Origin of the sequence: Nocardia transvalensis (assembly GCF_015477765.1) — a bacterium.
GTDB lineage: Bacteria > Actinomycetota > Actinomycetes > Mycobacteriales > Mycobacteriaceae > Nocardia > Nocardia transvalensis_A.
In genome coordinates this window covers 118,675-140,559 of record NZ_JADLQQ010000017.1, presented here as the reverse complement: position 1 = coordinate 140,559, position 21,885 = coordinate 118,675, and the positions used below count along the sequence as shown (strand labels likewise).

The following is a 21,885-nucleotide window of genomic DNA, read 5'->3' as shown; positions in this document are numbered from 1 at the left end:
CTCACCCTCATGGATCAAGCCAAGCAGGATGTGCTCGGTGCCGATGTAGTTGTGGTTGAGCATCCTGGCCTCTTCCTGAGCCAGGACAACGACGCGCCTCGCGCGGTCGGTGAACCTCTCGAACATCGCTCCCTCACTTCCTGCTCCGCTATCTATGGCCGTCCGGCGCTTCAGTCGACTGAGCGTCAGCCTGCCATGAAGCCCTGGGGTTGCATCCCCTCGCCTCCCACTCTAGTTGGCGGGGGTTACGGTCGCCGTGCGTCCACCCTATTGCGGACCGCCGACAACACGACTCATTCAGTCATAACGCAGCGGTGGCCGGGTTCGTTTCCGTCCCGATACGCCCAGAGCGAACAACCCGCCGGTCGGAGGGCGAAAATCGACCTCGACCTCGGCCGCGCCGGAATCTGCCGGTGACCTTCGCACCCGTTGGTTGCGACTCGATCCCGGCTCGGCCCCGTTACGCCCACGACGTGGGTGCTACCCCGCCCCGGCCTCGCTAACCGCCGGTGATCGGCGGAACGAGGTGACAGGGCACCGCGCGAGGGTTGCCCGGGTCGAGTGCGTTCAGGGCGAACAGCGCCGCCCGCGGGCTACCCGCGATGCCCGCATGGTCGGACAGGTCGGCCGGGCAGCCATACTGAACCAGGATATTCGTGGTTCCCGGCCCGGGCATCAGGCCGATCGAATGGGGCACGACCAGCTCGTCGTAGCGGGTGCCGATATTGGTATAGATCACGTTCGGGTCGTATACGCCGTCGGCGAACAGGGCGTTCATGAATTCCGAGTGCCCGGCCATCTGGCTGCACGGGACGCACATCCCGGCGCTCAGCAGGCCGTCGACGGCGGGTTCGGCGCCCAACTGCCGGGCGAAGGCGCGCACCGGGTCGACCATCGGGGCGAAGGTGCCCGTCCACGGGGCCGCGATGGCGACGAACCGGCCGACCTTGACGGCACCGCCCAGGCGCTTGATGTAGTAATTGCCGACGACATTTCCCTGTGAGTGCCCGATCAGGTCGACCTTGGCCGCACCCGTCGCCGCGCGCACCCGGTCGACGAAGGCCGCCACCTCGGCGGCGCTCTGCTCGATCGGCCGCATGCCGCCGATCGCCGAGAGCGGCCAGGGCAGGTCGAGGGCGCCGTAGGTCAGCGCGTAGACGCAGTACCCCTCGTTGGCCAGGAGCGGAACATAGACGCCCCAATTGGTCTGCGCCCCGCCGCCGGTGCCGTGCAGCAGCACCACCGGTGCCGGATGGGCCGCGCTCGGCCGGCACGACCAGTCGTTGGAGCCGGGCAGCGAACCGCCGGGGTTGCGCAGTTCACCGGGGATTCCGGCGAAGAAGTTGTAGACGACCGGGTATTTGGCGTGCGCCGCTCCTGCCCCCGCCCACAGTGCGGTCAATACCGCCATGATCAGCATCGATACCGGCAGCCGCCGCAGCCCGCGTCGCATGAGCCCTCCCAAAAATGGAACTCGTTCCAGAAGGCTAGCGAGAACGTGTTCCAGGAGAGCGCGAAATCACAGATCCCGATCGGAAACGATGCCGGCCTGCAGGGCCAGCCCCGCCAACCGCACGCGCTTCTGGTTCTGCGGCAGATCCTCGACGCCGAACTTGGCGAACAGGGTGCGCAGGTGGGTCTTGATCGCGTCCACGCTCAGAAACAGCTCGTCGGCGATCTGCTGATTCGACGCCGGTGTGGCGAACTCGGCATTGTTCTTGTACGGGCGGCACAACGCGATCAGGACCGCGCGCTGAGTCTCGGTCAGCGAACGCAGCGTCGGCAGCGAGGCGGTCGAGGTGCGCGTCGCATCGTCGACGACGCCGCTGAAATCGTGGAACGACAGCAGCGACGAGCCCATCCGGATCCGATCCCCCGCCGTGAGCCGCCGCCGGCCCACCAGTCGCTCACCGTTGACAAAGGTGCCGTTGCGCGACAACCCGTCGTCGACGATCGTCCAGTGCGCGCCCAGATACTCCACCGACGCGTGCAGCCGCGAGACCTCGGCATCCCAGGACAGCGTCAGGTCCGCCTGCGGGGAACGCCCGATGGTGATGCGCTGGCGATCCGGGGAGAGCACCAACTCCTGGCGATGGCCGGTGTCGTCGGTGAATCGAAGGAACGATCCATGAAATCCGGTCACAGTGCCGATCCCTCACTCATCACCGGAGCCGGTGACGTCTTTCGCACAGTTTCCATGGTGCCGCGCCGGATCACCCCGAAGCAAGATCGCATCACACGTATCCGGAAACCGGCGCTTTCACCGGTTATGCGGAAATGATATGAAAAAAGCCGCTGCCGCCCGGACGGTGCACGATGCCTCCGGGCGGCAGCGGCGAAAGGACAAACCGAGTCGTCGCTCTAGTTGTTGCGACCGACTTCCTTGTTGTACGCCTCGGTAATGTCAGCGGAGATACGGCCGCGCGCGGAGACCTTGTGCCCCTTGCGCCGAGCCCATTCCCGAATTGCGGCACTCTGCTCACGATCCATCGAGACCCGGCTCTTCGGCTGACCCGCCCCGGCACCGGCCGGCTTGCTGCGCCGGCGGCCACTGACCCGACGTGCGTTGGAAACCCACGGTTCCAACCCATCCCGCAGCTTCGCCGCATTTGCCGCGGACAAGTCGATCTCGTACGACACACCGTCGATCGCAAACTCGATGGTCTCGTCCGCGATGGACTCACCGTCGACATCGTCGATCAGGCTAACGGTGACCTTCTTTGCCATGAGATGAACGTCCTCTCGAAATCGTGCGACCCGCATACTAGGCCGATACCCGAGTCGAGAATACCTCGAATTCCGAGATTTCCAAGACGGGACTTCGGCATTCAATCCGATCGCTCAGCGAGCAACCGGACGCACAATTGGGAACAGTATCGTTTCCCGGATTCCCAGACCGGTCAACGCCATCAGCAACCGATCGATTCCCATACCGGTGCCGGTTGTCGGAGGCATACCGTGTTCCATGGCCGCGAGGAAGTCCTCGTCCAGCCGCATCGCCTCGTCGTCGCCCGCCGCCGCCAATCTGGCCTGATCGATGAAGCGCTCCCGTTGAATGACGGGGTCCACCAGTTCCGAATAGCCCGTCGCCAACTCGAACCCGCGGACGTAGAGGTCCCACTTCTCGGTCACGCCGGGCCTGGTGCGATGCTGCCGCGTCAGCGGGGAGGTCTCCACCGGGAAGTCGCGCACGAAAGTCGGCGCGTACAGCTTGTCACCGTAGCTGTGCTCCCACAGTTCCTCGACCAGTTTGCCGTGTCCGTAGCCCTTGTCCTGCGGAATTTCCAGACCCACGCGATCGGCCAACGCGAGCAATTCCGGCACCGTCGTTTCGGGGGTGACCGGTACCCCCAGCGCGTCGGACAACGAGGGGTACATCTCCACGGTGTTCCACTCGCCGCTCAGATCGTATTCGGTCCCGTCGGCCAGCGTCACCACCAGGGTGCCGAAGACCTCCGACGCCACCTCCTGGATCAATTCCCGCATCATGCGGGCGGAATCGTCGTAGGTGCCGTAGGCCTCGTAGGTTTCCAGCATCGCGAACTCGGGCGAATGGGTCGAGTCGGCGCCCTCGTTACGGAAGTTGCGGTTGATCTCGAAGACCTTCTCGATGCCGCCGACCACGCAGCGCTTGAGGAACAGCTCCGGCGCGATGCGCAGATACAGATCCATATCGAGCGCATTGGAGTGGGTGACGAACGGGCGCGCCGCCGCACCGCCGTGCAGCGTCTGCAGCATCGGCGTCTCCACCTCGAGAAAACCCCTGCGCTCCAGCGCATTTCGCAGCGCCCGCACCACCTTGATCCGGGTCCGCGCCATTTCCCGCGCCTCCGGCCGCACGATCAGATCGACGTAGCGCTGGCGGACCCGCGCCTCCTCGCTCAGCTCCTTGTGCGCCACCGGCAGCGGCCGCAGCGACTTGGCCGCCATGGACCAGGAATCGGCCATGACGCTCAATTCACCGGTCCGCGACGAGATCACCTCGCCGTGTACGAATACGAAGTCGCCGAGGTCCACATCGGCCTTCCAGGCGGCCAGCGCATCGGCGCCCACCCCGTTCAGACTGATCATTGCCTGCAGCTTGGTGCCGTCGCCCTCCTGCAGCGTCGCGAAACACAGCTTGCCGGTATTGCGCATGAATATGACGCGGCCGACAACCCCGACCTGCAGACCGGTCTGCGTGTCGGGTGCCAGGTCCGGATAGGCGGCCCGAATTTCGGCGAGCGTATGCGTGCGCGGGACCACCACCGGGTAAGGCTCGGTCCCCTGCTCGAGCAGCCGCTCCCGCTTCTCCCTGCGAATCCGCATCTGCTCGGGAAGGTCGACTTCCGCTGCGGCAGGACGGCTTTGCTCCGCAGGAACCGAGCCCGCGGAGCTACCGGAGGAAGGGGTGTTCGGGGTGCTCACAACGAACTACCCTATCGTGCGCCGAAAATCCTTTTGCGCGCCGCCCGGACAGTTACCGAGGGTAACGAATCGGCATCGTTTCGGGTACGAAACCGAGACCGCCGAACGTCCATCCGGAAATTGTGACGAAGCCGACAACCATTCCGAACTACCTGCGCCGAGCCATAATTCGTCCCGGCCGCACCCACCCCCGCAGAAGAATTACAGCGAAGCGAGCGCGACGGCCTCGCGGGTGATGTGCGGGGCACCGGCCGCCACCGACAACAGCCCGGCCGCCTTCAATGCCTGGTATCCGCCCACCAGGTCGGTGGCACGGTGCAAACCCAGCTGCTGCAGGGCGGCCGCCGCCAGGCTCGAGGTGTAACCCTCGGAGCAGACGACGATCCATTCCACATCGTGGTCGCGGGCCAGCGCCAGCCGTGCGGAACTGGTCGGATCCAGGCGCCATTCCAGGACATTTCTCTCGATCACCAGCGCGCCCGGCAGGGTGCCCTCCTTGACCCGCTGTGCCTGCGGCCGAATGTCGACCAGCAGCGCGCCTCGAGCGACGGCCTCCGGCAATTCGAACGCGTAGATCCGCCGCAACTCCGCTCGTGCGTTCTCCAGCATGCGATCGATCGTCAGGTGCGTCATTTCACATCGCCTTCCGGCTGGTCGGTGAGGACGGTCCGGGTGCGGCGCAGCGTGCCGTGGCCGGTGACCTCGTAATAGGACATGGCGGTGAGCGGTGGTGAATAAGCGTGCACGGACAGCGTCGGATTCGAGGGTCCGGCCGCACCGGCGAATTGATCGGGAGCGCGCACCACATCGTGCACCCAGCCCAGCGGGAACGACGCCTGATCGCCCGCCGAGAGCGTGCGGTTGCGCAATTCCTTTCCGTTCCAGCGGAATTCCGACAGCGCGCCGGACAGGACGGTGAGCGCACCCAGCGAACCGGCATGGTCGTGCAGTTCGGTGGACTGGTCCGGCACCCAGCTGATCAGCCAGACGTCCACCTCCTCGTCGGAGAGCAGCCTTGTGGCCCACCGATTCTCGGTGGGCCATCGACCGTTGGCCGGCAGCAGGTGGTCGTAACGACCGGCCAGCACGTCCTCGGCGCCCTCGTCGGTGAGCCGCAGCAGATCGGCCGGTCGCAGCCGCGTGGGCAGCGCCGAGGCGACCGCACGCTCGGTGATCTCGGAGGTGAGCCGAGTCGCCGCCGGACGCGGCACCACCGCGGGACGAGCGGGATAGCTGATTACAGAGGAACGCATGAGCGAGGCTCCAGGAGAAGTGGGGATGGTCGAGGGCGGATGTGCAGCCCCGACATCAGCCGAGGCGAATCAGCCTCGACAACACTCCTGGATGCTCACGCGGTAAGACACGGCCGAAAGTCTAGCAGGGGGAGCTCTCGGCACAAGCACCCTGTTGGGTACGTCACCGCCGTCTTTGCTGGTTGCGCTCGTAAACCAGGCGCAGACCGTCCAGGGCCAGGTGCGGCTCGTGGTGCTCGATGGTCTCCGATTCCGGGACGATCAGCGGGGCGGTGACGCCCGTGGCGACCACCGCGACGTCGTCACCGGCGAAGGCTTCGAATTCGTCGCGGATGCGGTCGATGATGCCGTCGACCAGTCCGGCGAAGCCGAACACCGCGCCGGACTGGATGCATTCCAGGCTGTTCTTGCCCACCACCGAGCGCGGCCGGGCCAGTTCGGCACGCCGCAGGGCGGTGCGGGCGACCAGTGCCTCGGTGGCGACCTCCACGCCCGGGGCGATGCTGCCGCCGAGGAATTCCCCCTTCGCCGACACCAGGTCCACACAGATGGCGGCCGGGCCGAAGTCGACCACGATGGCCGCCGAATCGAAGCGGTGGTAGGCGGCCAGGCAGTTGACGATCCGGTCGGCGCCGATCTCCTTCGGGTTGTCCACCAGCAGCGGGATCCCGGTGCGCACGCCGGGCTCCACCAGCACGTGCGGCACGTCCGCCCAGTAACGGGTCACCATGGTGCGCAGTTCGCGCAGCACCGGCGCCATGGTGGACAGCGCCGCCACGCCGACCACCTGATCGAGCCGGTCCCCGATCAGCCCGCGGACCTGCATCGCGAATTCGTCGGCGGTCAACAACGGATTGGTGTGCATCCGCCAGGTGTGCACCAGCTTCGCGTGCGAGCCGCTGCCGGAGAACAGCCCGATCTCGATGCTGGTATTGCGGACGTCGATGGTCAGCAGCATCCCCGACCCCCGTCGCTCACGCGAAGGTGAGCGAGCGCGGCGAGGACAGGCCCGAGCCCTCCGGCGCATGCGCCGGATCCGAGCCCAGTTCCACGGGCCGGTTGCGTTCGTCGACGAACACCACGCGGGGCTGGTACTCGCGCAGCTCCTGCTCGTCCATCATGCCGTAGGCGATCAGGATCACCAGATCGCCGGGATGCACCAGATGTGCTGCGGCACCGTTGATTCCGATGACTCCGGAGCCGCGCTCACCCGCGATGACGTAGGTCTCGAGGCGGGCGCCGTTGGTGATGTCGACGATGCAGACCTGCTCACCCTCGAGCAGATCGGCGGCGTCCATCAGGTCGGGATCCACGGTCACCGAGCCGACATAGTGCAGGTCGGCGTGCGTCACGGTGGCGCGGTGGATCTTGGACTTCATCATGGTGCGCAACATGGTCGTCGCCTTCCTTACGAGAGCGCCTGGGTGGAGGCGGCATCGGGGGTGGTGGGATGGCCGTCTATGGGCACGCCGATCACCAGGGGCATGTTGTCGATGAGCCGGGTGGTGCCGACCCGGGCGGCCACCAGCAGGCGGGCCTTGCCGCTGGGCGGGATCTCGCCGAGATCTTCGCCGCGCAGTTCCAGATAGTCGACGTCGATGTCGGGCCTGGCGTTCAGCACGTCCCACGCGGCGGCCAGAACGCCGTCGGCGCCCAGGCCCGCGGCGTGCCGGCCGGCGGTCAGCGCGGCCGACAGGGTGGTCGCCAATTCGCGCTGGGCCGGGTCGAGGTAGCGATTGCGCGAGGACAGGGCCAGGCCGTCGGGTTCGCGCACGGTGGGCATCGGGACGATCTTCACGTCGAAGTTCAAGTCCCGCACCATCTGCCGGATGAGGATCAACTGCTGGTAGTCCTTCTCCCCGAAGAACGCCTCGTGCGGGCGGGCGATCTGCAGCAGTTTGGCGACCACGGTCAGCATCCCGGCGAAATGCGTCGGCCGGCTCACGCCGTCCAATTCGGCGCCGAGCGGACCGGGGTGCACCGAGGTCCGCGGGCCGTCGGGGTACATATCGGCGGCGCTGGGGGCGAACACCAGTTCCACGCCCTCACCGCGCAGCAACTCCACGTCGGCGTCCAGCGTGCGCGGATATTTGTCGAAGTCTTCGTTCGCGGCGAACTGCAGCGGATTGACGAAGATCGAGACGATCACGACCTGGTTGGTCCGCTTGGCGCGGCGCACCAACTCCAGATGGGCCTCGTGCAGCGCGCCCATGGTCGGCACCAGTGCGACCTTGCGGCCCGCCGAACGCAGCGCATTCGATACGGCGGTCACCCTGGCGGGATCGTGCACGACGGTCAACTCCCCCGGGCGATAAGAGTCGCGCAGGGCCTGCAGGCGGTTCGGGTCGGACATCAGTTTCCTTTCTCCACCTGATCGGGGCCCTCCGTGGTCACGCTTCGCTGCCGCCTCCGGGCCTGACCGATCAGGCGGGGTCCCTCCAGCAATTCGATCAGATCCGAATCGGCACGCGCCCGCTCCGCCGTGCGCAGCGACAGTGCGCGATAGCCCGCCGCCAGGCGGGGGTCGATCTCGGCGAGTGCCTCGAGGTGGGCCGCGACCGCGGCCGCATCACCGCGCGCGACCGGGCCGGTCAGTGCCGCCTGCCCGCGCCGCAGCGCATTGTCCAGGGCCGCCGAGGCCAGCGGTGCCAGCATGCGTTCGGCCAGGCCGTTCGGCTGATCGTCGACCACCTGCTGGCCGAGCAGGCCCGGGCCGGCGAGGGCGGTGCGCAGCGCGGCCACCGCGTCCACGATCAGCGTGACGAGATGATTGCTGCCGTGCGCGAGCGCGGCGTGATACAGCGTGCGATGTTCCTCGAGTACCCGCACCGGCTCGCCGCCCATCTCGATTACCAGCGATTGTGCGATGGCGTAGCCGACCTCGTCGGCGGCGGTGATCCCGAAGCAGGCGTTGCCGAGCCGGGCGATGTCCTCGTCGTGCCCGGTGAAGGTCATGGCCGGATGAATGGCCAGCGGGCGCGCGCCGCGTTCGGTCAGCGGGGCCAGCACGCCGATGCCGTTCGCGCCGGAGGTGTGGGCCACGATCGTGCCCGGGCGCACCACGCCCGCGGTGGCCAAACCCGCGACGAGATCGGCCAATTCGCTGTCCGGCACCGCCAGGACCAGCAGTTCGCTGCGCGCGGCCACCTGTTCGGCGGGCAGGATCCGCGAATCCGGCAGCCGGGTGCGGGCGCGCTGGCGCGAGGCATCGGAGATCGCGGAGATGCCGAAGACGATATGGCCGGCGCGCTCCAGCGCCACACCTAGTGCGGAGCCCACGCGTCCCGCCGAGACGATGCCGACCGTCAGTCGTGCAGGCGCAGGGTCAGCCTCTGAGACAACCTTGCCCGAGGTCACCATTGTCCTCTCGATGTCGTTCCAGTCCCGCCGTGCGGGTACCGGACGTTACGGAGTCGAGAATAGGGCGGCCGCCGCGACGCGCACAGGGCGGGGCCGCGTGATATCCGCCACGAGCCTCAGGATCCGCCCTGCTCCGACCGCAGGTTGGCCATGATCTCGGCGACCGAGAGCTTGCGGCCCGGATAGTCCTCGTCGTCCTCGGCCCGAGCGCGGCGGCGTCGGCGGGAACCGGAGGTGCCCACGGGGATGTCGCGGCGTTCGGGGGCGGGGCGGGGCGCCGGGGCATGGCCGTTGGTTTTCTCCGGCTCGTCGTCGTCCTCGGCTTCGACGGATTCCGGCGGCACGACGGAGGTTTCGGCGGTCACCGGGTCGTCGTAGGGGCTGGCGAAGATGGGGGATTCGGGGTAATCGGGCTCGTAGACAGGAGTCAGCGGCACCGACGGGGCGCTCCAGGCGTCCCAGGTCTCGGTTTCCATCGGGTTATCGTTCGCCGCATTCGCGCTGGGCAGCTCCTGGATGCGCACGGCATCGGCGCGCAGCGCGGGGCGTTCCGACGGCAGATCGCCGTCGAACAGGCGCTGCAAACTCTCCCGCAGCACGGTGAGTTCCGAGCGCAGGGCGGCCAGCTCGGCGGCGTCGGCGCCCACCTCCTGCCGGACCCGGGCCTCCACGCTCAGCTCGTATTCGCGGCGCGCGGTGATCTCGCGTTCCAGCTGCAGCTGGTAGACGGTCTGCAGGTCGCGCGCCTTGGCTTGGTCGATCGCGGCCTCGCGGCGATACCGGGTCGCCGCCAAGGCGCCGATGACGGCGGCCCACAGCGCGGTGACCAAACCGACGCGGACCAACTGCAGACTGTTGCTGAAAATCAGAAAAACGCTGGCAATCAGACCGAGCAGAATCAAAACGCCGATCACGAATTTTCCCGCGTCATCCCGCCGTCGACGGGAAGTACTGCTACGGGAGGGTGAAACCATGTTCGCGAGGATAGCTCGCTTGACAAGTTCCGGCTGGCAGCGCAGGCGGTGATTCCGGGCGTGATATTTGCTATGAAGTTGCCGGTTCGTCGGGCGGATCACTCGGGGCGCGACAGCAATACTCCAGCCACAGCGCCGCCGCCACCAGGAGGACCCCCGCCACCAGACCGACGATCGCACCGGGTGTATCCGCGGCGGCCGCGCGCAGCGTGGAGCGCTGGGGGAACACCCAGATGAGAAAGCCGAGCCACACCCCCGCCGCCAGCGAACCCACCAGCGCCGACGCCTTGGCCAGCGCCACAGCGCGGGCGGCCGTGATGGGATGCAGCTGTTTCGGGCCGTTGCCGATGCGCTGATCACCGACCCGCGCGCGGATCACGAAGGCCAGCACCGCCTCCAGCGCGGCGACCGGATACAGCGAGGCACCCGCGATCACCGTGATCGGCGGGAAGCTCGAATACGCCCAGCGCGTCGCAATCCAGGCCACCACCGCCGCGACCAGCACATTCGCGATGAGGTCCAGCACCCGCGTCGGCTTCATGACGTTCATGACACGGCCGGCCGCAGCGTGAGGTCGGTAGGGCGCACCCCATCGAGTTCGGCCGGATCCAGGGCGGCCAGCCAGTCCCGCACGGGCCGCGACCGCCCGTCCACCTCGAGGACCGCATCGGGCTCCACCTCGAGCCACGGCACCAGCACGAAGGCGCGGTTGTGCGCCTGCGGATGCGGCAGGGTGAGGGTCGGATCGGCGCTGTGCACCACGCGCCGGCCCTCCGGCCGCTGTTCGGCGCACCAGATCACGTCCACATCGAGAGTCCGTGCACCCCAGCGCACCTCGCGCACCCGGTCCGCCGCCTGCTCGAGTTCCTGTCCCCGGCGCAACCAGTCCCGCGCCCCGGCGCCCGGATCATCGACCACCAGCACCGCATTCAGATAGTCCTGCTGCGGCACCCCACCCCAGGGTGCGGTCGAATACACCGACGACACCGCCACCAGATGCGGCCCGAACGCCTCCACGACGCTGCGCAGATGAGCCAGCCGATCCCCCAGATTGGACCCGATCGACAACACCGCGCGACTCATGCCGACTCCCCGGCGCGACGGCGAGTGGCGACCACGCGGACGTCCTCGAAGGTGTGCGGAATGGGGGCGGAGGGCTTGTGCACGGCTACCTCGACGGCGCCGATGCGGGGATCGGTCATGATGTCGTCGGCGATTTCCGAGGCCACCGTCTCGATCAGATTGCGCGGCGGGCCCGCGACGATGGCGACCGCGCGCCCGGCCAGTTCGCCGTAGTCGACGGTGGCGGACAGGTCGTCGGAGGCCGCGGCCATCGCGAAATCCAGCCACAGGGTGATGTCGACGACGAACTCCTGGCCATCGCGGCGCTCGAATTCGAAGCAGCCGTGGTGACCGTAGGCGCGCAGCCCGCGCAGCTCGATGCGATCGGTACTCACTCGGCTCCCTGTCCGTGTCGGTCGGCTCGTTCCGCGGCCGCGCGCTGCCACGCGTCGGTCACGGCGATGGCGTCCAGCGAGGCACGCACATCGTGGACGCGCACACCCCAGGCGCCGTGCAGTGCGGCCAGTGCCGAAATGGTCGCGGTCGCGGTCTCGCGGCCGTCGGGCGGGCGCGGACCCCGCTCGTCGGCCAGCAGCGCGCCCAGGAAACGCTTGCGGGAGGCGCCGATCAGAATCGGCAGGCCGCGGGCGGTCAGCTCCGGCAGTGCGCCCAGCAGCGCCCAGTTGTGCTCGGCGTTCTTGGCGAAACCCAGCCCGGGGTCCAGCACCAGCCGGTCCGGGTGCACCCCGGCCGCCATCGCCAGATCCACCTGGACCGACAGCTCGTCGAGTACCTCGGCGACGACGTCGTCGTAGTGCTCGGCCGGACCGGTGTGGCGGTAGTCCGCGGCCGCCCGCCAATGCATCAGGATCCACGGAATCTGCGCGGCCGCAACGACATTCACCATATTGGGATCGGCACGCCCACCGGACACGTCGTTGACCACCGACACACCGGCCGCGATGGCCGCCTCGGCCACGCCGGCCCGCATGGTGTCCACACTGGTCGGCACCCCGGCCGCCACCAGCTCGCGAATCACCGGCACCACCCGCGCCGCCTCGGTCTGCGGATCGATCCGGACCGCGCCCGGCCGGGTGGACTCGCCGCCCACATCGACGATGTCGGCACCGGCCTCGTACAGCTCGATCCCGTGCGCGACCGCCAGATCCGGATCCAGATAGAGGCCGCCGTCGGAAAATGAATCGCTGGTGACGTTGACGACGCCCATCACCACACAGGAGCGTCCCCCACGCGGGGTGACGAGCCGCCCGGACACCGACCGATCACTCACTTCCGCAGAATCAGATCGAGGGCCTCGGACCGCGAGGAGGCGCTGGTCTGCAGCAGACCGCGCACGGCCGAGGTGGTGGTGCTCGCGCCGGGCTTGCGGATACCGCGCATCGCCATGCACAGGTGCTCGGCCTCGATCACCACGATCGCCCCGCGCGGGTCCAGCTTGCGCATGACCGCATCGGCGATCTGGCTGGTCAGCCGCTCCTGCACCTGCGGGCGCTTGGCGTACAGATCGACCAGGCGGGCCAGTTTCGACAGACCGGTGACCCGGCCGTGCTGGCCCGGGATGTAGCCGACGTGCGCGACCCCGTGGAAGGACACCAGATGATGTTCGCAGGTCGAGTACATCGGGATGTCGCGAACCACCACCAGTTCCTGATGGCCCTCGTCGAAGGTGGTGTTCAGCACCGAATCCGGTTCGGTGTAGAGCCCGGCGAACATCTCCCGATAGGCCCGGGCGACGCGGGCCGGGGTCTCGGACAGCCCCGGGCGATCCGGATCCTCGCCGACAGCGAGTAGCAATTCCCGGACCGCCGCCTCGGCACGTTCCTGGTCGAAGGGGCGACCGGTGTCGAGCGCGACGAGGCCGTCGAGGACACGGTTATTGGCCGACACTCGGGACACCTCCAAAAAATCTGTAGCCGCGGTGCCTGGCGGTGCCGGTCGCGACCGGCACCGGCTACTTCTCGGCACCTCGACAGTCGAGCCTAATCACCGACCGGTCAGTGCCGACCGTTCGGCCCGTCCCACTCGCCGCCCTCACTCTCGCCGTTCGGCGACGAGTGACGCGGACCCTCCTGGTCGTTCGGTTGATTCCAGCCCGGGCGTCCGTAGCGCTGGCCACCGGCCGGGGCCCAGCCGCCCTGTCCCTGATTGCCGCCCTGGCCCGGCTGGGGATAACCCCCCTGCTGGCCGGACTGGGTGTCCTCCTGCGGCGGCCAACCCGGCGCCGACCAACCGGCCGGGGCGCCGTAATCGGGTCGCGAACCGTGCGTGCCCTGTCGCGGGTACCCGGGGGTGGGTGCAGCGCCGCCGTGCGGCGGATACCCACTCGGCTGCGGGTACCCGTAGGCGGGCTCCCGATACCCGCCGTCCGGATAGCCGTTGGCCGGAACGGGCTGCGCCGCAGGCTTTTTCACCGCCTCGGTGGCCGATTCGTCGGGCCACGGCTCGCCCCGCTCGGCGGCCAGCTCGCGCGGGGTCTTCACCGGCGGCCGGTCCGAGGGGACGCGCTCGCCGAAGTCGTTGAACGCCGTGATCCGCGGGCGCTTGTCGACCGTGGACAGGACCTCCTCGAGATCCTTGCGGTGCAGGGTCTCGCGCTCCAGCAGCGCGCTGGCCAGTGCATCCAGCTCGTCGCGGTAGTCGTTGAGGATCGCCCACGCCTCGGTGTGCGCGGCCTCGATGAGGTTGCGCACCTCCTCGTCGATCTCGCGGGCCACCTCGTGCGAGTAGTCCGAGCCCATGCCCATCGAGCGTCCCAGGAACGGATCGCCCTGCTCCTGGCCGTAGCGCACGGCACCCAGCCGGGCGCTCATGCCGTATTCGGTGACCATCGCGCGCGCGATCTTGGTGGCCTGGTCGATATCGGAGGAGGCGCCGGTGGTCGGCTCGTGGAACACCAGCTCCTCGGCGGCGCGGCCGCCCATCGCCATGACCAGCCGGGCGATCATCTCCGAGCGGGTCATCAGGCCCTTGTCGTCCTCGGGCACCGTCATGGCGTGGCCGCCGGTGCGGCCGCGGGCCAGGATCGTGACCTTGTAGACCGGCTCGATATCGGGCATCGCCCAGGCGGCCAGGGTGTGGCCGCCCTCGTGATAGGCGGTGATCTTCTTCTCGTGCTCGCTGATGATGCGGCTCTTGCGCCGCGGGCCGCCGATCACGCGGTCCACCGACTCCTCGAGGGCGGCGCCGGTGATGACGTTGCCGTGTTCCCGCGCGGTGAGCAGGGCGGCCTCGTTGATGACGTTGGCCAGATCCGCACCGGACATGCCGACGGTGCGCTTGGCCAGGCCGTCCAGATCGGCATCGGGTGCGATCGGCTTGCCCTGCGAATGCACGCGCAGAATCGCACGGCGACCGGCCAGGTCGGGATTACCCACCGGGATCTGACGGTCGAAGCGGCCGGGACGCAGCAGCGCCGGGTCCAGGATGTCGGGGCGGTTGGTGGCCGCGATGATGATCACACCGGTGCGGTCGCCGAAGCCGTCCATCTCGACCAGCAGCTGGTTCAGCGTCTGCTCGCGCTCGTCGTGACCGCCGCCCAGGCCCGCGCCGCGCTGGCGGCCGACCGCGTCGATCTCGTCGACGAAGATGATGCAGGGGCTGTTCTGCTTGGCCTGGTCGAACAGGTCACGCACGCGGGAGGCACCGACGCCGACGAACATCTCGACGAAATCCGAACCGGAGATCGTGAAGAACGGCACACCCGCCTCGCCCGCAACGGCGCGGGCCAGCAGCGTCTTACCGGTGCCGGGCGGGCCGTAGAGCAGTACACCCTTGGGGATCTTGGCGCCCAGTGCCTGGTAGCGGGCCGGATTCTGGAGGAAGTCCTTGATCTCGTAGAGCTCTTCGACGGCCTCGTCGGCACCGGCCACATCGGCGAAGGTGGTCTTGGGCATGTCCTTGGACAGCTGTTTGGCCTTGGACTTGCCGAAGCCCATCATGCCGCCGCGGCCACCGCCCTGCATGCGGGCCATGACGAAGATGAACAACCCGAGCAGGATCACCATCGGCAACACGAACAGCAGCACCTGGGTGAACCAGCTGTCCTGCTTGACCGTCGTGTTGTAGGGGGCCCCGGAGCTCTGAACATCCTTGAGAATCTGCGCGGAAACCTCGCTGCCGCCCGGATATTTGGCGATGATCTGGCTCTGGCCACCGGTCGCGTCGGTGCCCTTGTTCAGGGTGATGCGGAGCTGCTGCTCCTTGTCATCGATCTGAACCTGTTTGACGTTGGGCTTGTCCTGCAGCTGGGTGAGCGCCACCGAGGTATCGACGTTCTTCCAGCCGCGCGTGTCGTTGCTGAAATAGCTGACCAGATAGATCACGAGCAGGATGCCCGCGACTATGGCCAGGTTGCGAAACACTGTCTTGCGGTTCATAGAGCGTCGGCCGGCGGGCCAGTCCTTTCCGGTAATTCCGGTTCGTGCCTACGATGCGTCGGGCGTGCCGTGTCCGCTCCCGGACCGACCGGTGCGGCCGAACGGATGCGGACAAGCCACGTTACCGCGTACGGTCTACTCGATACATCGCGCAGTTCGGCAGCTGATGCAGTTCTACAACTAAACGGTCGGAGAACAGCGGTGGTTCCCGGCCTGTGCTCGAACCGACACGGAACAGGTCTGTTCTTGTCGGAGCAAGCGGTCACAATGATGACATGTAGGTCCTATTGTGAGCGACGACACAGCCCGAGTGCAGGGGGTATGGACATAGTCGAGTTACGGACACCAACGGCGATTCTGCGTCATGGCGGCGGGCGCCTCCAGGTTTTGCGGCCCGGCGCGGAGGGCGAGCGCGTGCTCGATGTCCCGGTTTCCGACCTGCTCAAGGTCCGGTTGAACCGGCGCACCGACGATGCCGTCGTCATCGAGATCTACCTGCGGTATCCCACCTCGCTGCTGACCGGCATACCGGCCGATCGCACGCCGTTGCCGGTGCTGATCGCCGAGCACGACGTGCCGGCGGCCACCGTGATCGTGGAGCGGATCAACGCCCAGATCCTGTCCACGCAGCGCATCGACATGTCCGTGCCCGATCTGACCCCGCCCGCACCCAGCTGGGAGAAGACGGGCCCGGTCCGCGCCGACGTGGACCGCGCGGTGCGCCGGATGGCGCCGCGACGCGAGACCAAATCGGCCGTGACCACGCTGCACCGCCTGGTCACCCCGGAGGAGTTCACGCTGGAGACGGCGCTGGTCACCGCCCGGCCGCCCGCGGGCCGAGGCCCCGGGCTGCTCGCGGTCACCACGCAGCGCCTGTTGTTCATCTCCGTCGGTCCGGGCAGCCGCTATGCCCACGAAATGCCCGTCGCGGCGCTGATTTCGGCTCGGGCCGACGACACCGGCGGCGAGTACGGCGTCGAGGTCACCGACGGCAACCTGGTGCTGCACTTCACCGGGAGCGACCGCGCCGACACCGACCGCGTCGTCGGGGCGCTCACCTTCGCCATCCAACGCGAATCGGCCGACGGTGCCGTCGCGCCCCCGGACCCCGGGGTGGCCCAGCTGTATTCGGAGTGGGAACTGCTGGTCGAGCGCCATTCCCTGGGCATGGTCGACGACTCCCAATTCCAGCGCTACGGCCGCGGCATCCTGCGCTCGCTACCGGATTAGGTCCCTGTCTCGTCGTCCGGGTGCAGGGAGATCCGCCGCCACGGGCTGGTGGGGCGCATCCACAGGCGCACCAGTTCCAGTCGGCGGTCCACGCCGCCGGACTTGAGCTCGGCGAGGTCCTCGCAGGCCTGCCAGTAGGTCCAGCCGGTGAGGTAGGCGTCGCCGAACTGGCGCCAGTTGCGGTAGCGCCGCTGCGCCAGCGGCAGCGCGCGCATGACGTAATCCCAGGCCACGTCGGCATCGAAGTAGCCCGCGGTGAAGGCCATCCGCGCCACGGCCACCACGCGGGCCAGATCCCACGCCTGGATGTCGGTGGGCAGCGGCTGCACCAGATGGTCGATGAGGCCGAGCTTGATCGCCTGCGACCAGATGTCGTAGTCGCGCACCAGCGCCTCGGGATTGTCCATCCCACGGAACGAGCCGACCTGCCGCAGAAATGCCCGATGCCGATCGGCGCGTTCACCGAACCTGTCGCGTTCGGGTGAGTTGATCCCCGCCATCACCAGCGGGTGCACCAGCGCGTACAGCGGCCCGTGCATGCCGTCGAGCAATTGCTCCATCGACGCCATCGCCTCGGTGCCGTCGGTGATGCCCCAGGCCCCGGTCAGCGTGTCGATGGCCAGCTCACGACGGTCGCCGAGCGGATGCTCGCGCTCGGGTCCGAGCAGCAGCGCATCGTGGAAGGCATCCCAGCGTGCCGAGTAGAAGGCGCCCAGCGACAGCGCCCGCAACTCGTCGTCCGACACCTGAGCGCCGGACCAGTGGTCGTCCTCGCGCCGGTCCAGCTCCTCGTAGGGGAAGGTGGTCAGCGTCGGCACGTCGCGGGCAGCCATATCTTCGATTGTGTCGTATAGATCGGAAGGGGGCTCATCTATCCCCGATGAGTCGCGCGTCACGTCCGCACTCGCGCGCGCCGCCCAGGGCACCAGCGGGCGCAGCAGGCGGTGCAGGACGCAACGGAGAGTTTTCACATCTGTAGATTCTTGCCCTGTCGCGAGCCGGAACCGAGCGCTAATCTCGGGCCCATGTGTAGAAACATCACCGTCCTGCGTGGGCTGGAGCCCCCTGCCACCGAGCAGGAAATATACGCGGCCGCACAGCAATACGTGCGGAAGGTCGGTGGGCTGTCGGGCCTGTCCTCCACCACCAAACCCGCCTTCGACAAGGCCGTCGCGGCGATTGCGGCGGCGACCACCACGCTGCTGGCCGAGCTACCGGATCGCCGGGTTCCCCCGTCGACCGAGCCGCCGCTGCGCCGACTGGCCAACGCGGACTGATTCGCCCCCGCTATCGCACTCCGTATACGGCGGCGCAGTCCAGCGCGATCTCGAGTCGCAGGCTGCGTTGCTCGATGGGGTGCCCGAGTAGCTCCTCGATGCGCTGGACCCGGTAGCGCACGGTGTTCTTGTGGACCCCGAGCACCTTCGCGGCCGCATCCGGGCTGCGATGACAGCGCAGATAGGCATGCAGAGTTTCCCTGAGGCGAGCGGCATTGGCGTCCGCACGAGCCAGCACGCCCAGTTCTCGTTCGATGAGCATTCGCATCGCCGCCTCGTCGGCCCCGGCCAGATAGGCCACCTCCACATCCGGATAGCGCAGCACCCGCCCGGTCTCCCCGGCGGCGCGCTCGGCCACCTGCCGGGCGGCGACCGCCTCCCGATGGCTGTCCCGGAAGCCCACGAGGCCCACCCCGGGCGCGCCGACCGCGATGCGCACCGGTGCCTCGACCGTCGTCGGCAGGCGCGCCGGGTCGCGGTCGGATTCCACTGCGATCCAGGCCCACAGTGCGCTGGCCCCCGAGGGCACGGTCAGCACACTGCGGCTGCCCAGCACCCCCGCCACCCGCGCGACGACGCGATCGAGCAGTCCGTCGAACCCGTTGTCCGCCGGTGTCGTCGCGCCCGGCATCGACTCGTCGGTCCACAGCACACAGGCCAGATGCCGGCCGGTGAGCCGATAGCCCAGCCGGGCCGAGGCCTGGTCGAGGTCGACGTCCCCGCCGGCCAGTAGTTCCCGCACGAGTTCGGTGCGCTGATTCAGCGCCGCGCGCAGGCCGCGTTCGCGCTCCTGGATGTAGGTGTCGGTCAGCTGCTCGACCGAGGTGTTCACCCATCCGATGGACCGCTCGAACAGCTGCATCAGCACCGCCCGCTCGATCTCCTGCGGCAGGTGCCGCTGATCCAGGATCTCGATCATGTAGTCGAGCACCGCCTCCTGACCCAGGTGGTAGACCCGCAACAGCAACCGCAGGTCGTGACCGCGCCGGGCGATCGTGCGGGCGAAGTCGTGCGCCTGCTGCGGCACGGGATAGTCGGTGCGGTCCTGGGTGAGCGCGCCCAGCACCACCAGGGCGTGGGCTCGGGTGCTGGCGGCGAGATCGCGGCGCATATCGCGGTCGGCCAGCTCGGGCACCCGCGCGATGAGGGCGTTGTCGAGTCGTTCGACGACCTGTTCGAGGGTCTCCGCCCGCAGGGTCTCGGCGACGAATTCGGTGATCCACTGCCGCACCATCGGCTCGCTGCCCGAGCGCGTCATCGACGAACCTCCGAATTTGTCTCCACGGCACAAAACTGGCCGGAATCGTTGACAATCACGGCCAAGAACTAGCGGCTCGATTGTGTCACGATCATAGTTCAGTGAACTGATTCACACCCGGTTCCGGGAACGCAATGCAGCGCATGTGGGAGCAGATCGTGACGAATACCGAACCGCCACCCGGCCCGCGGAAGACGGGCACCCGCAAGACCGCGGCCCGCAAGACCGCACCCCGCAAATCCACCGGCACGCGGACGGCATCGTCGACGGGCAAGGCGACCGCGGCGACCGTGACCGAGATCGAGGTCCGCAATCCCGTGACCGGCGCGGTGGTGGGCACGGTGCCGAACGAACCCGCCGACGCGGTGGCCGCCAAGGTCCGGGAATTGCGCCTCTATCAACAGGAATGGGAGGCCATCGGGCCGGACGGGCGCAAGGAATGGCTGCTGAAACTGCAGGACTGGTTGATCGATAACACCGATCGGGTGGCCGACGTGGTGCAGTCGGAATCCGGTAAGCCCCGGGTCGACGCGCTCATCGACCCCAGTTTCGCGGTGGATCTGATCGGCTACTACGCCCGGCGGGCCGGGAAATTCCTCGCCGACGAGCACCCCGCCCCGCACAGCCCGCTGGCCCGGGTCAAGCGACTGACCACGGTGTATCGGCCCTATCCGGTGGTCGGGGTGATCACGCCCTGGAATTTCCCGCTGGCCATGCCCGCCCTGGACGTCATTCCGGCGCTGGCCGCGGGCGCCGCGGTGATCCTCAAACCCTCCGAGGTGACCCCGCTGTCGGCGCTGGAGCTGGCCCGCGGCTGGGCCGAGATCGGCGCCCCGCCCGTCCTGGCGGTGGTGACCGGCGCGGGCGAAACCGGGGCGGCCGTGGTCGACAACGTCGACTACGTGCAATTCACCGGCTCCACCCGGACCGGGCGGGCCATCGCCGCCGCCTGTGCCCAGCGGTTGATCCCCTTCAGCCTGGAATTGGGCGGTAAGGATCCGGCCATCGTGCTCGCCGACGCCGATATCGACAGGGCGGCATACGGAATCGCCTTCGGCGGCCTGTTCAATTCCGGCCAGGTGTGCATCTCGGTCGAGCGCGTCTATGTCGAGGCGCCGGTGTACGACGAATTCGTCACCAAACTCACCGACCACGTGCGCGAATTGCGCCAGGGTGCCGACGGCCGCCAACCCCGCCACCACATCGGCGCGATGGCCAACGAGGCCCAGTGCGATATCGTCGCCCGCCACGTCGACGACGCCCTCGCCAAGGGCGCGCGGGCATTGACCGGCGGCAAGCCGACCGGCACCGGAACCTTCTTCGAGCCCACGGTTCTGGTCGACGTCGACCACCGGATGAGCTGTATGACCGAGGAGACCTTCGGCCCCACCCTGCCGGTGATGAAGGTTGCCGACGAGACCGAAGCCGTTGCGCTGGCGAATGATTCGGACTACGGCCTGTCGGCGTCGGTGTGGACCGGCGACAAGGTGCGCGGGGAACGCATTGCGCGGCAATTGAATGCGGGCGCGGTCAATATCAACGACGTCTTCTCGAATCTGTTCAACTTCGCCCTGCCGATGGGCGGTTGGCAGCAGTCGGGCATCGGTGCCCGCTGGGGCGGCGCGGAGGGTGTGCGCAAGTACTGCCGCAAGCAGGCACTGACCAGCCCGATGCTGCCGACGCAGCAGAAGGAACTGTTCTGGTTCCCCTACAGCACGAAGAAACTCGGCCTCGCCCTGACGGCCATGCGGGCCGCGGGGGCGCGGGGCGCGCGCCGATTCGGCGTTCTGGATGTCATCAACACCATCGGAGGTAAGGGCAAGTGACGGATTTCGGCACCATCCGCGGCAAGGTCGTGGTGATCACCGGCGGCGCCCGCGGTATCGGCCTGGCCACCGCGACCACACTGCAGAAATACGGTGCGAAGATCGCGATCGGCGATGTGGACGAGGCGGCGGTGAAGCAGTCCGGCACCGCCCGCGACTTCGACCATTACGGTCGGCTCGACGTCACCGATCAGCAGTCGTTCACCGCCTTCCTCGACGAGGTGGAGCAGCAGCTGGGACCGATCGATGTGCTGATCAACAATGCGGGCATCATGCCGACCGGCAAACTGGTCGACGAGTCCGACGCGCTGACCCGTCGCATTCTCGACATCAACGTCTACGGCGTAATTCTCGGCTCCAAGCTGGCGCTGGCACGAATGCTGCCGCGCGGGCGCGGGCACATCATCAATATCGCCTCGCTGGCCGGGGAGACCCATATTCCGGGCCTGGCCACCTACAACGCCAGCAAGCACGCGGTGCTCGGCTTCACCGATACCCTGCGCGAGGAGTACCGCGGCAGCGGGGTGTCGTTCTCGTCGGTGCTGCCGACGCTGACCAATACCGAACTCGGCTCGGGAGTGACGGCGCCGCGGCTGCTGCGCCCGGCCGAGCCGGACGAGATCGCGGAGGTCATCGCCAAACTGGTGGTCGCACCCCGCTCCAAGGTCCGCATCACCCGGGTGGCGGCGGCGATCTCGCAGGTCGTCGGGCTGCTGCCGGAGGCGGTCGGCGATGCCATCGCACGCGCGCTCGGTGCCCAGCACGCCTTCCTCGACGAGGTGGACGCGACGGCCCGCAAGGCCTACGAGGAGCGGGTGCGCTCAGGCACGAAGTGACGGCG

The 21,885-nt window shown here is 68.0% G+C and carries 24 protein-coding genes; 4 read left to right on the top strand and 20 right to left on the bottom strand.

The window, feature by feature from the left end:
• The 18 genes from IU452_RS36480 to ftsH form a co-directional block, all read right to left on the bottom strand.
• The coding region (locus tag IU452_RS36480) for a Clp protease N-terminal domain-containing protein (protein ID WP_146605600.1) at positions 1-126 on the bottom strand (126 nt) is incomplete at its 3' end.
• Between the two features lie 373 nt (positions 127-499).
• Entirely contained in the window at positions 500-1,453 is a 954-nt protein-coding gene (locus IU452_RS36475; protein ID WP_195113817.1) for an esterase/lipase family protein, read from the bottom strand.
• Between the two features lie 66 nt (positions 1,454-1,519).
• A complete protein-coding gene (locus tag IU452_RS36470) occupies positions 1,520-2,143 on the bottom strand; it encodes an FHA domain-containing protein (RefSeq protein WP_195113816.1) in 624 nt (207 codons plus the stop codon).
• 218 nt (positions 2,144-2,361) lie between these two features.
• Positions 2,362-2,727, bottom strand: a complete 366-nt coding sequence (locus tag IU452_RS36465) for a histone-like nucleoid-structuring protein Lsr2 (RefSeq protein ID WP_195113815.1) — start codon at positions 2,725-2,727, stop codon at positions 2,362-2,364.
• Between the two features lie 114 nt (positions 2,728-2,841).
• Positions 2,842-4,308, bottom strand: a complete 1,467-nt coding sequence (gene lysS / locus IU452_RS36460) for a lysine--tRNA ligase (RefSeq protein WP_195113834.1) — start codon at positions 4,306-4,308, stop codon at positions 2,842-2,844.
• A 300-nt stretch (positions 4,309-4,608) separates the two neighbouring features.
• Positions 4,609-5,031, bottom strand: coding sequence for a rhodanese-like domain-containing protein (locus tag IU452_RS36455; protein WP_195113833.1), 423 nt, complete (start codon positions 5,029-5,031; stop codon positions 4,609-4,611).
• 5 nt (positions 5,032-5,036) lie between these two features.
• Complete coding sequence (locus IU452_RS36450; RefSeq protein WP_195113814.1) at positions 5,037-5,660, bottom strand: cysteine dioxygenase; 624 nt, start codon at positions 5,658-5,660, stop codon at positions 5,037-5,039.
• Between the two features lie 163 nt (positions 5,661-5,823).
• The gene (locus IU452_RS36445) at positions 5,824-6,618 is read right to left on the bottom strand and encodes a type III pantothenate kinase (RefSeq protein WP_195113813.1); all 795 of its coding nucleotides are present in this window, start codon (positions 6,616-6,618) and stop codon (positions 5,824-5,826) included.
• 16 nt (positions 6,619-6,634) lie between these two features.
• Positions 6,635-7,054: an aspartate 1-decarboxylase gene (panD, locus tag IU452_RS36440; RefSeq protein ID WP_195113812.1), complete on the bottom strand. Its 420-nt coding sequence runs from the start codon at positions 7,052-7,054 to the stop codon at positions 6,635-6,637.
• 14 nt (positions 7,055-7,068) lie between these two features.
• Positions 7,069-8,013: a pantoate--beta-alanine ligase gene (gene panC, locus IU452_RS36435; RefSeq protein ID WP_416382402.1), complete on the bottom strand. Its 945-nt coding sequence runs from the start codon at positions 8,011-8,013 to the stop codon at positions 7,069-7,071.
• The gene (locus IU452_RS36430; protein ID WP_195113811.1) at positions 8,013-9,020 is read right to left on the bottom strand and encodes a Rossmann-like and DUF2520 domain-containing protein; all 1,008 of its coding nucleotides are present in this window, start codon (positions 9,018-9,020) and stop codon (positions 8,013-8,015) included. Before IU452_RS36430 ends, panC begins: the two co-directional genes overlap by 1 nt.
• Before the next feature lie 116 nt (positions 9,021-9,136).
• Positions 9,137-9,934 (bottom strand): DUF6779 domain-containing protein, encoded by a 798-nt coding sequence (locus IU452_RS36425; RefSeq protein ID WP_195113810.1) that lies wholly within the window; start codon positions 9,932-9,934, stop codon positions 9,137-9,139.
• A gap of 130 nt (positions 9,935-10,064) precedes the next feature.
• Positions 10,065-10,535 (bottom strand): DUF3180 domain-containing protein, encoded by a 471-nt coding sequence (locus tag IU452_RS36420; RefSeq protein WP_195113809.1) that lies wholly within the window; start codon positions 10,533-10,535, stop codon positions 10,065-10,067.
• Between the two features lie 5 nt (positions 10,536-10,540).
• Positions 10,541-11,077, bottom strand: a complete 537-nt coding sequence (gene folK / locus IU452_RS36415) for a 2-amino-4-hydroxy-6-hydroxymethyldihydropteridine diphosphokinase (protein ID WP_195113808.1) — start codon at positions 11,075-11,077, stop codon at positions 10,541-10,543.
• Entirely contained in the window at positions 11,074-11,451 is a 378-nt protein-coding gene (gene folB / locus IU452_RS36410; protein ID WP_195113807.1) for a dihydroneopterin aldolase, read from the bottom strand. Before folB ends, folK begins: the two co-directional genes overlap by 4 nt.
• Positions 11,448-12,284 (bottom strand): dihydropteroate synthase, encoded by an 837-nt coding sequence (folP, locus tag IU452_RS36405; RefSeq protein WP_195113831.1) that lies wholly within the window; start codon positions 12,282-12,284, stop codon positions 11,448-11,450. Before folP ends, folB begins: the two co-directional genes overlap by 4 nt.
• A gap of 59 nt (positions 12,285-12,343) precedes the next feature.
• Entirely contained in the window at positions 12,344-12,964 is a 621-nt protein-coding gene (gene folE, locus IU452_RS36400; protein WP_195113806.1) for a GTP cyclohydrolase I FolE, read from the bottom strand.
• Positions 12,965-13,071: 107 nt separating this feature from the next.
• Positions 13,072-15,453, bottom strand: a complete 2,382-nt coding sequence (gene ftsH / locus IU452_RS36395; RefSeq protein WP_195113805.1) for an ATP-dependent zinc metalloprotease FtsH — start codon at positions 15,451-15,453, stop codon at positions 13,072-13,074.
• 414 nt (positions 15,454-15,867) lie between these two features.
• Between ftsH and IU452_RS36390 the strand changes: the two genes are divergently transcribed.
• Positions 15,868-16,683 carry a hypothetical protein gene (locus IU452_RS36390; RefSeq protein WP_324193022.1) on the top strand — a complete coding sequence of 272 codons (816 nt, stop codon included), beginning with the start codon at positions 15,868-15,870 and terminating at the stop codon, positions 16,681-16,683.
• On the opposite strand, the gene IU452_RS36385 is transcribed toward IU452_RS36390, so the two are convergent.
• The gene (locus IU452_RS36385) at positions 16,680-17,516 is read right to left on the bottom strand and encodes a DUF1266 domain-containing protein (protein WP_195113803.1); all 837 of its coding nucleotides are present in this window, start codon (positions 17,514-17,516) and stop codon (positions 16,680-16,682) included. The two genes, IU452_RS36390 and IU452_RS36385, sit on opposite strands and share 4 nt — an antisense overlap.
• Before the next feature lie 192 nt (positions 17,517-17,708).
• Here IU452_RS36385 and IU452_RS36380 point away from each other — a divergent pair, with 192 nt between their 5' ends.
• Entirely contained in the window at positions 17,709-17,960 is a 252-nt protein-coding gene (locus IU452_RS36380; RefSeq protein ID WP_195113802.1) for a DUF2277 domain-containing protein, read from the top strand.
• 10 nt (positions 17,961-17,970) lie between these two features.
• Here IU452_RS36380 and IU452_RS36375 read toward each other — a convergent pair whose 3' ends face one another.
• Positions 17,971-19,218: a PucR family transcriptional regulator gene (locus IU452_RS36375; RefSeq protein WP_195113801.1), complete on the bottom strand. Its 1,248-nt coding sequence runs from the start codon at positions 19,216-19,218 to the stop codon at positions 17,971-17,973.
• A gap of 290 nt (positions 19,219-19,508) precedes the next feature.
• Between IU452_RS36375 and IU452_RS36370 the strand changes: the two genes are divergently transcribed.
• Positions 19,509-21,044 carry an aldehyde dehydrogenase family protein gene (locus IU452_RS36370; protein ID WP_324193024.1) on the top strand — a complete coding sequence of 512 codons (1,536 nt, stop codon included), beginning with the start codon at positions 19,509-19,511 and terminating at the stop codon, positions 21,042-21,044.
• Positions 21,041-21,880 carry an SDR family oxidoreductase gene (locus tag IU452_RS36365; RefSeq protein WP_195113800.1) on the top strand — a complete coding sequence of 280 codons (840 nt, stop codon included), beginning with the start codon at positions 21,041-21,043 and terminating at the stop codon, positions 21,878-21,880. The genes IU452_RS36370 and IU452_RS36365 overlap by 4 nt, the downstream gene beginning before the upstream one ends.
• The last annotated feature ends 5 nt before the right edge of the window (positions 21,881-21,885 follow it).

Excerpts from the sequence above, each read along its gene's own strand:
- folP (WP_195113831.1), bottom strand. The coding sequence starts at position 12,284 with ATGGGCGTCGTCAACGTCACCAGCGATTCATTTTCCGACGGCGGCCTC.
- lysS (WP_195113834.1), bottom strand. The coding sequence starts at position 4,308 with ATGCGGATTCGCAGGGAGAAGCGGGAGCGGCTGCTCGAGCAGGGGACC.
- ftsH (WP_195113805.1), bottom strand. The coding sequence starts at position 15,453 with ATGAACCGCAAGACAGTGTTTCGCAACCTGGCCATAGTCGCGGGCATC.
- IU452_RS36430 (WP_195113811.1), bottom strand. The coding sequence starts at position 9,020 with ATGGTGACCTCGGGCAAGGTTGTCTCAGAGGCTGACCCTGCGCCTGCA.
- IU452_RS36420 (WP_195113809.1), bottom strand. The coding sequence starts at position 10,535 with ATGAAGCCGACGCGGGTGCTGGACCTCATCGCGAATGTGCTGGTCGCG.
- panC (WP_416382402.1), bottom strand. The coding sequence starts at position 8,013 with ATGTCCGACCCGAACCGCCTGCAGGCCCTGCGCGACTCTTATCGCCCG.
- IU452_RS36375 (WP_195113801.1), bottom strand. The coding sequence starts at position 19,218 with ATGACGCGCTCGGGCAGCGAGCCGATGGTGCGGCAGTGGATCACCGAA.
- IU452_RS36465 (WP_195113815.1), bottom strand. The coding sequence starts at position 2,727 with ATGGCAAAGAAGGTCACCGTTAGCCTGATCGACGATGTCGACGGTGAG.
- panD (WP_195113812.1), bottom strand. The coding sequence starts at position 7,054 with ATGTTGCGCACCATGATGAAGTCCAAGATCCACCGCGCCACCGTGACG.
- IU452_RS36380 (WP_195113802.1), top strand. The coding sequence starts at position 17,709 with ATGTGTAGAAACATCACCGTCCTGCGTGGGCTGGAGCCCCCTGCCACC.
- IU452_RS36450 (WP_195113814.1), bottom strand. The coding sequence starts at position 5,660 with ATGCGTTCCTCTGTAATCAGCTATCCCGCTCGTCCCGCGGTGGTGCCG.
- IU452_RS36475 (WP_195113817.1), bottom strand. The coding sequence starts at position 1,453 with ATGCGACGCGGGCTGCGGCGGCTGCCGGTATCGATGCTGATCATGGCG.
- IU452_RS36445 (WP_195113813.1), bottom strand. The coding sequence starts at position 6,618 with ATGCTGCTGACCATCGACGTCCGCAATACCAGCATCGAGATCGGGCTG.
- IU452_RS36385 (WP_195113803.1), bottom strand. The coding sequence starts at position 17,516 with ATGGCTGCCCGCGACGTGCCGACGCTGACCACCTTCCCCTACGAGGAG.
- folK (WP_195113808.1), bottom strand. The coding sequence starts at position 11,077 with ATGAGTCGCGCGGTGTTGTCGATCGGGTCCAATCTGGGGGATCGGCTG.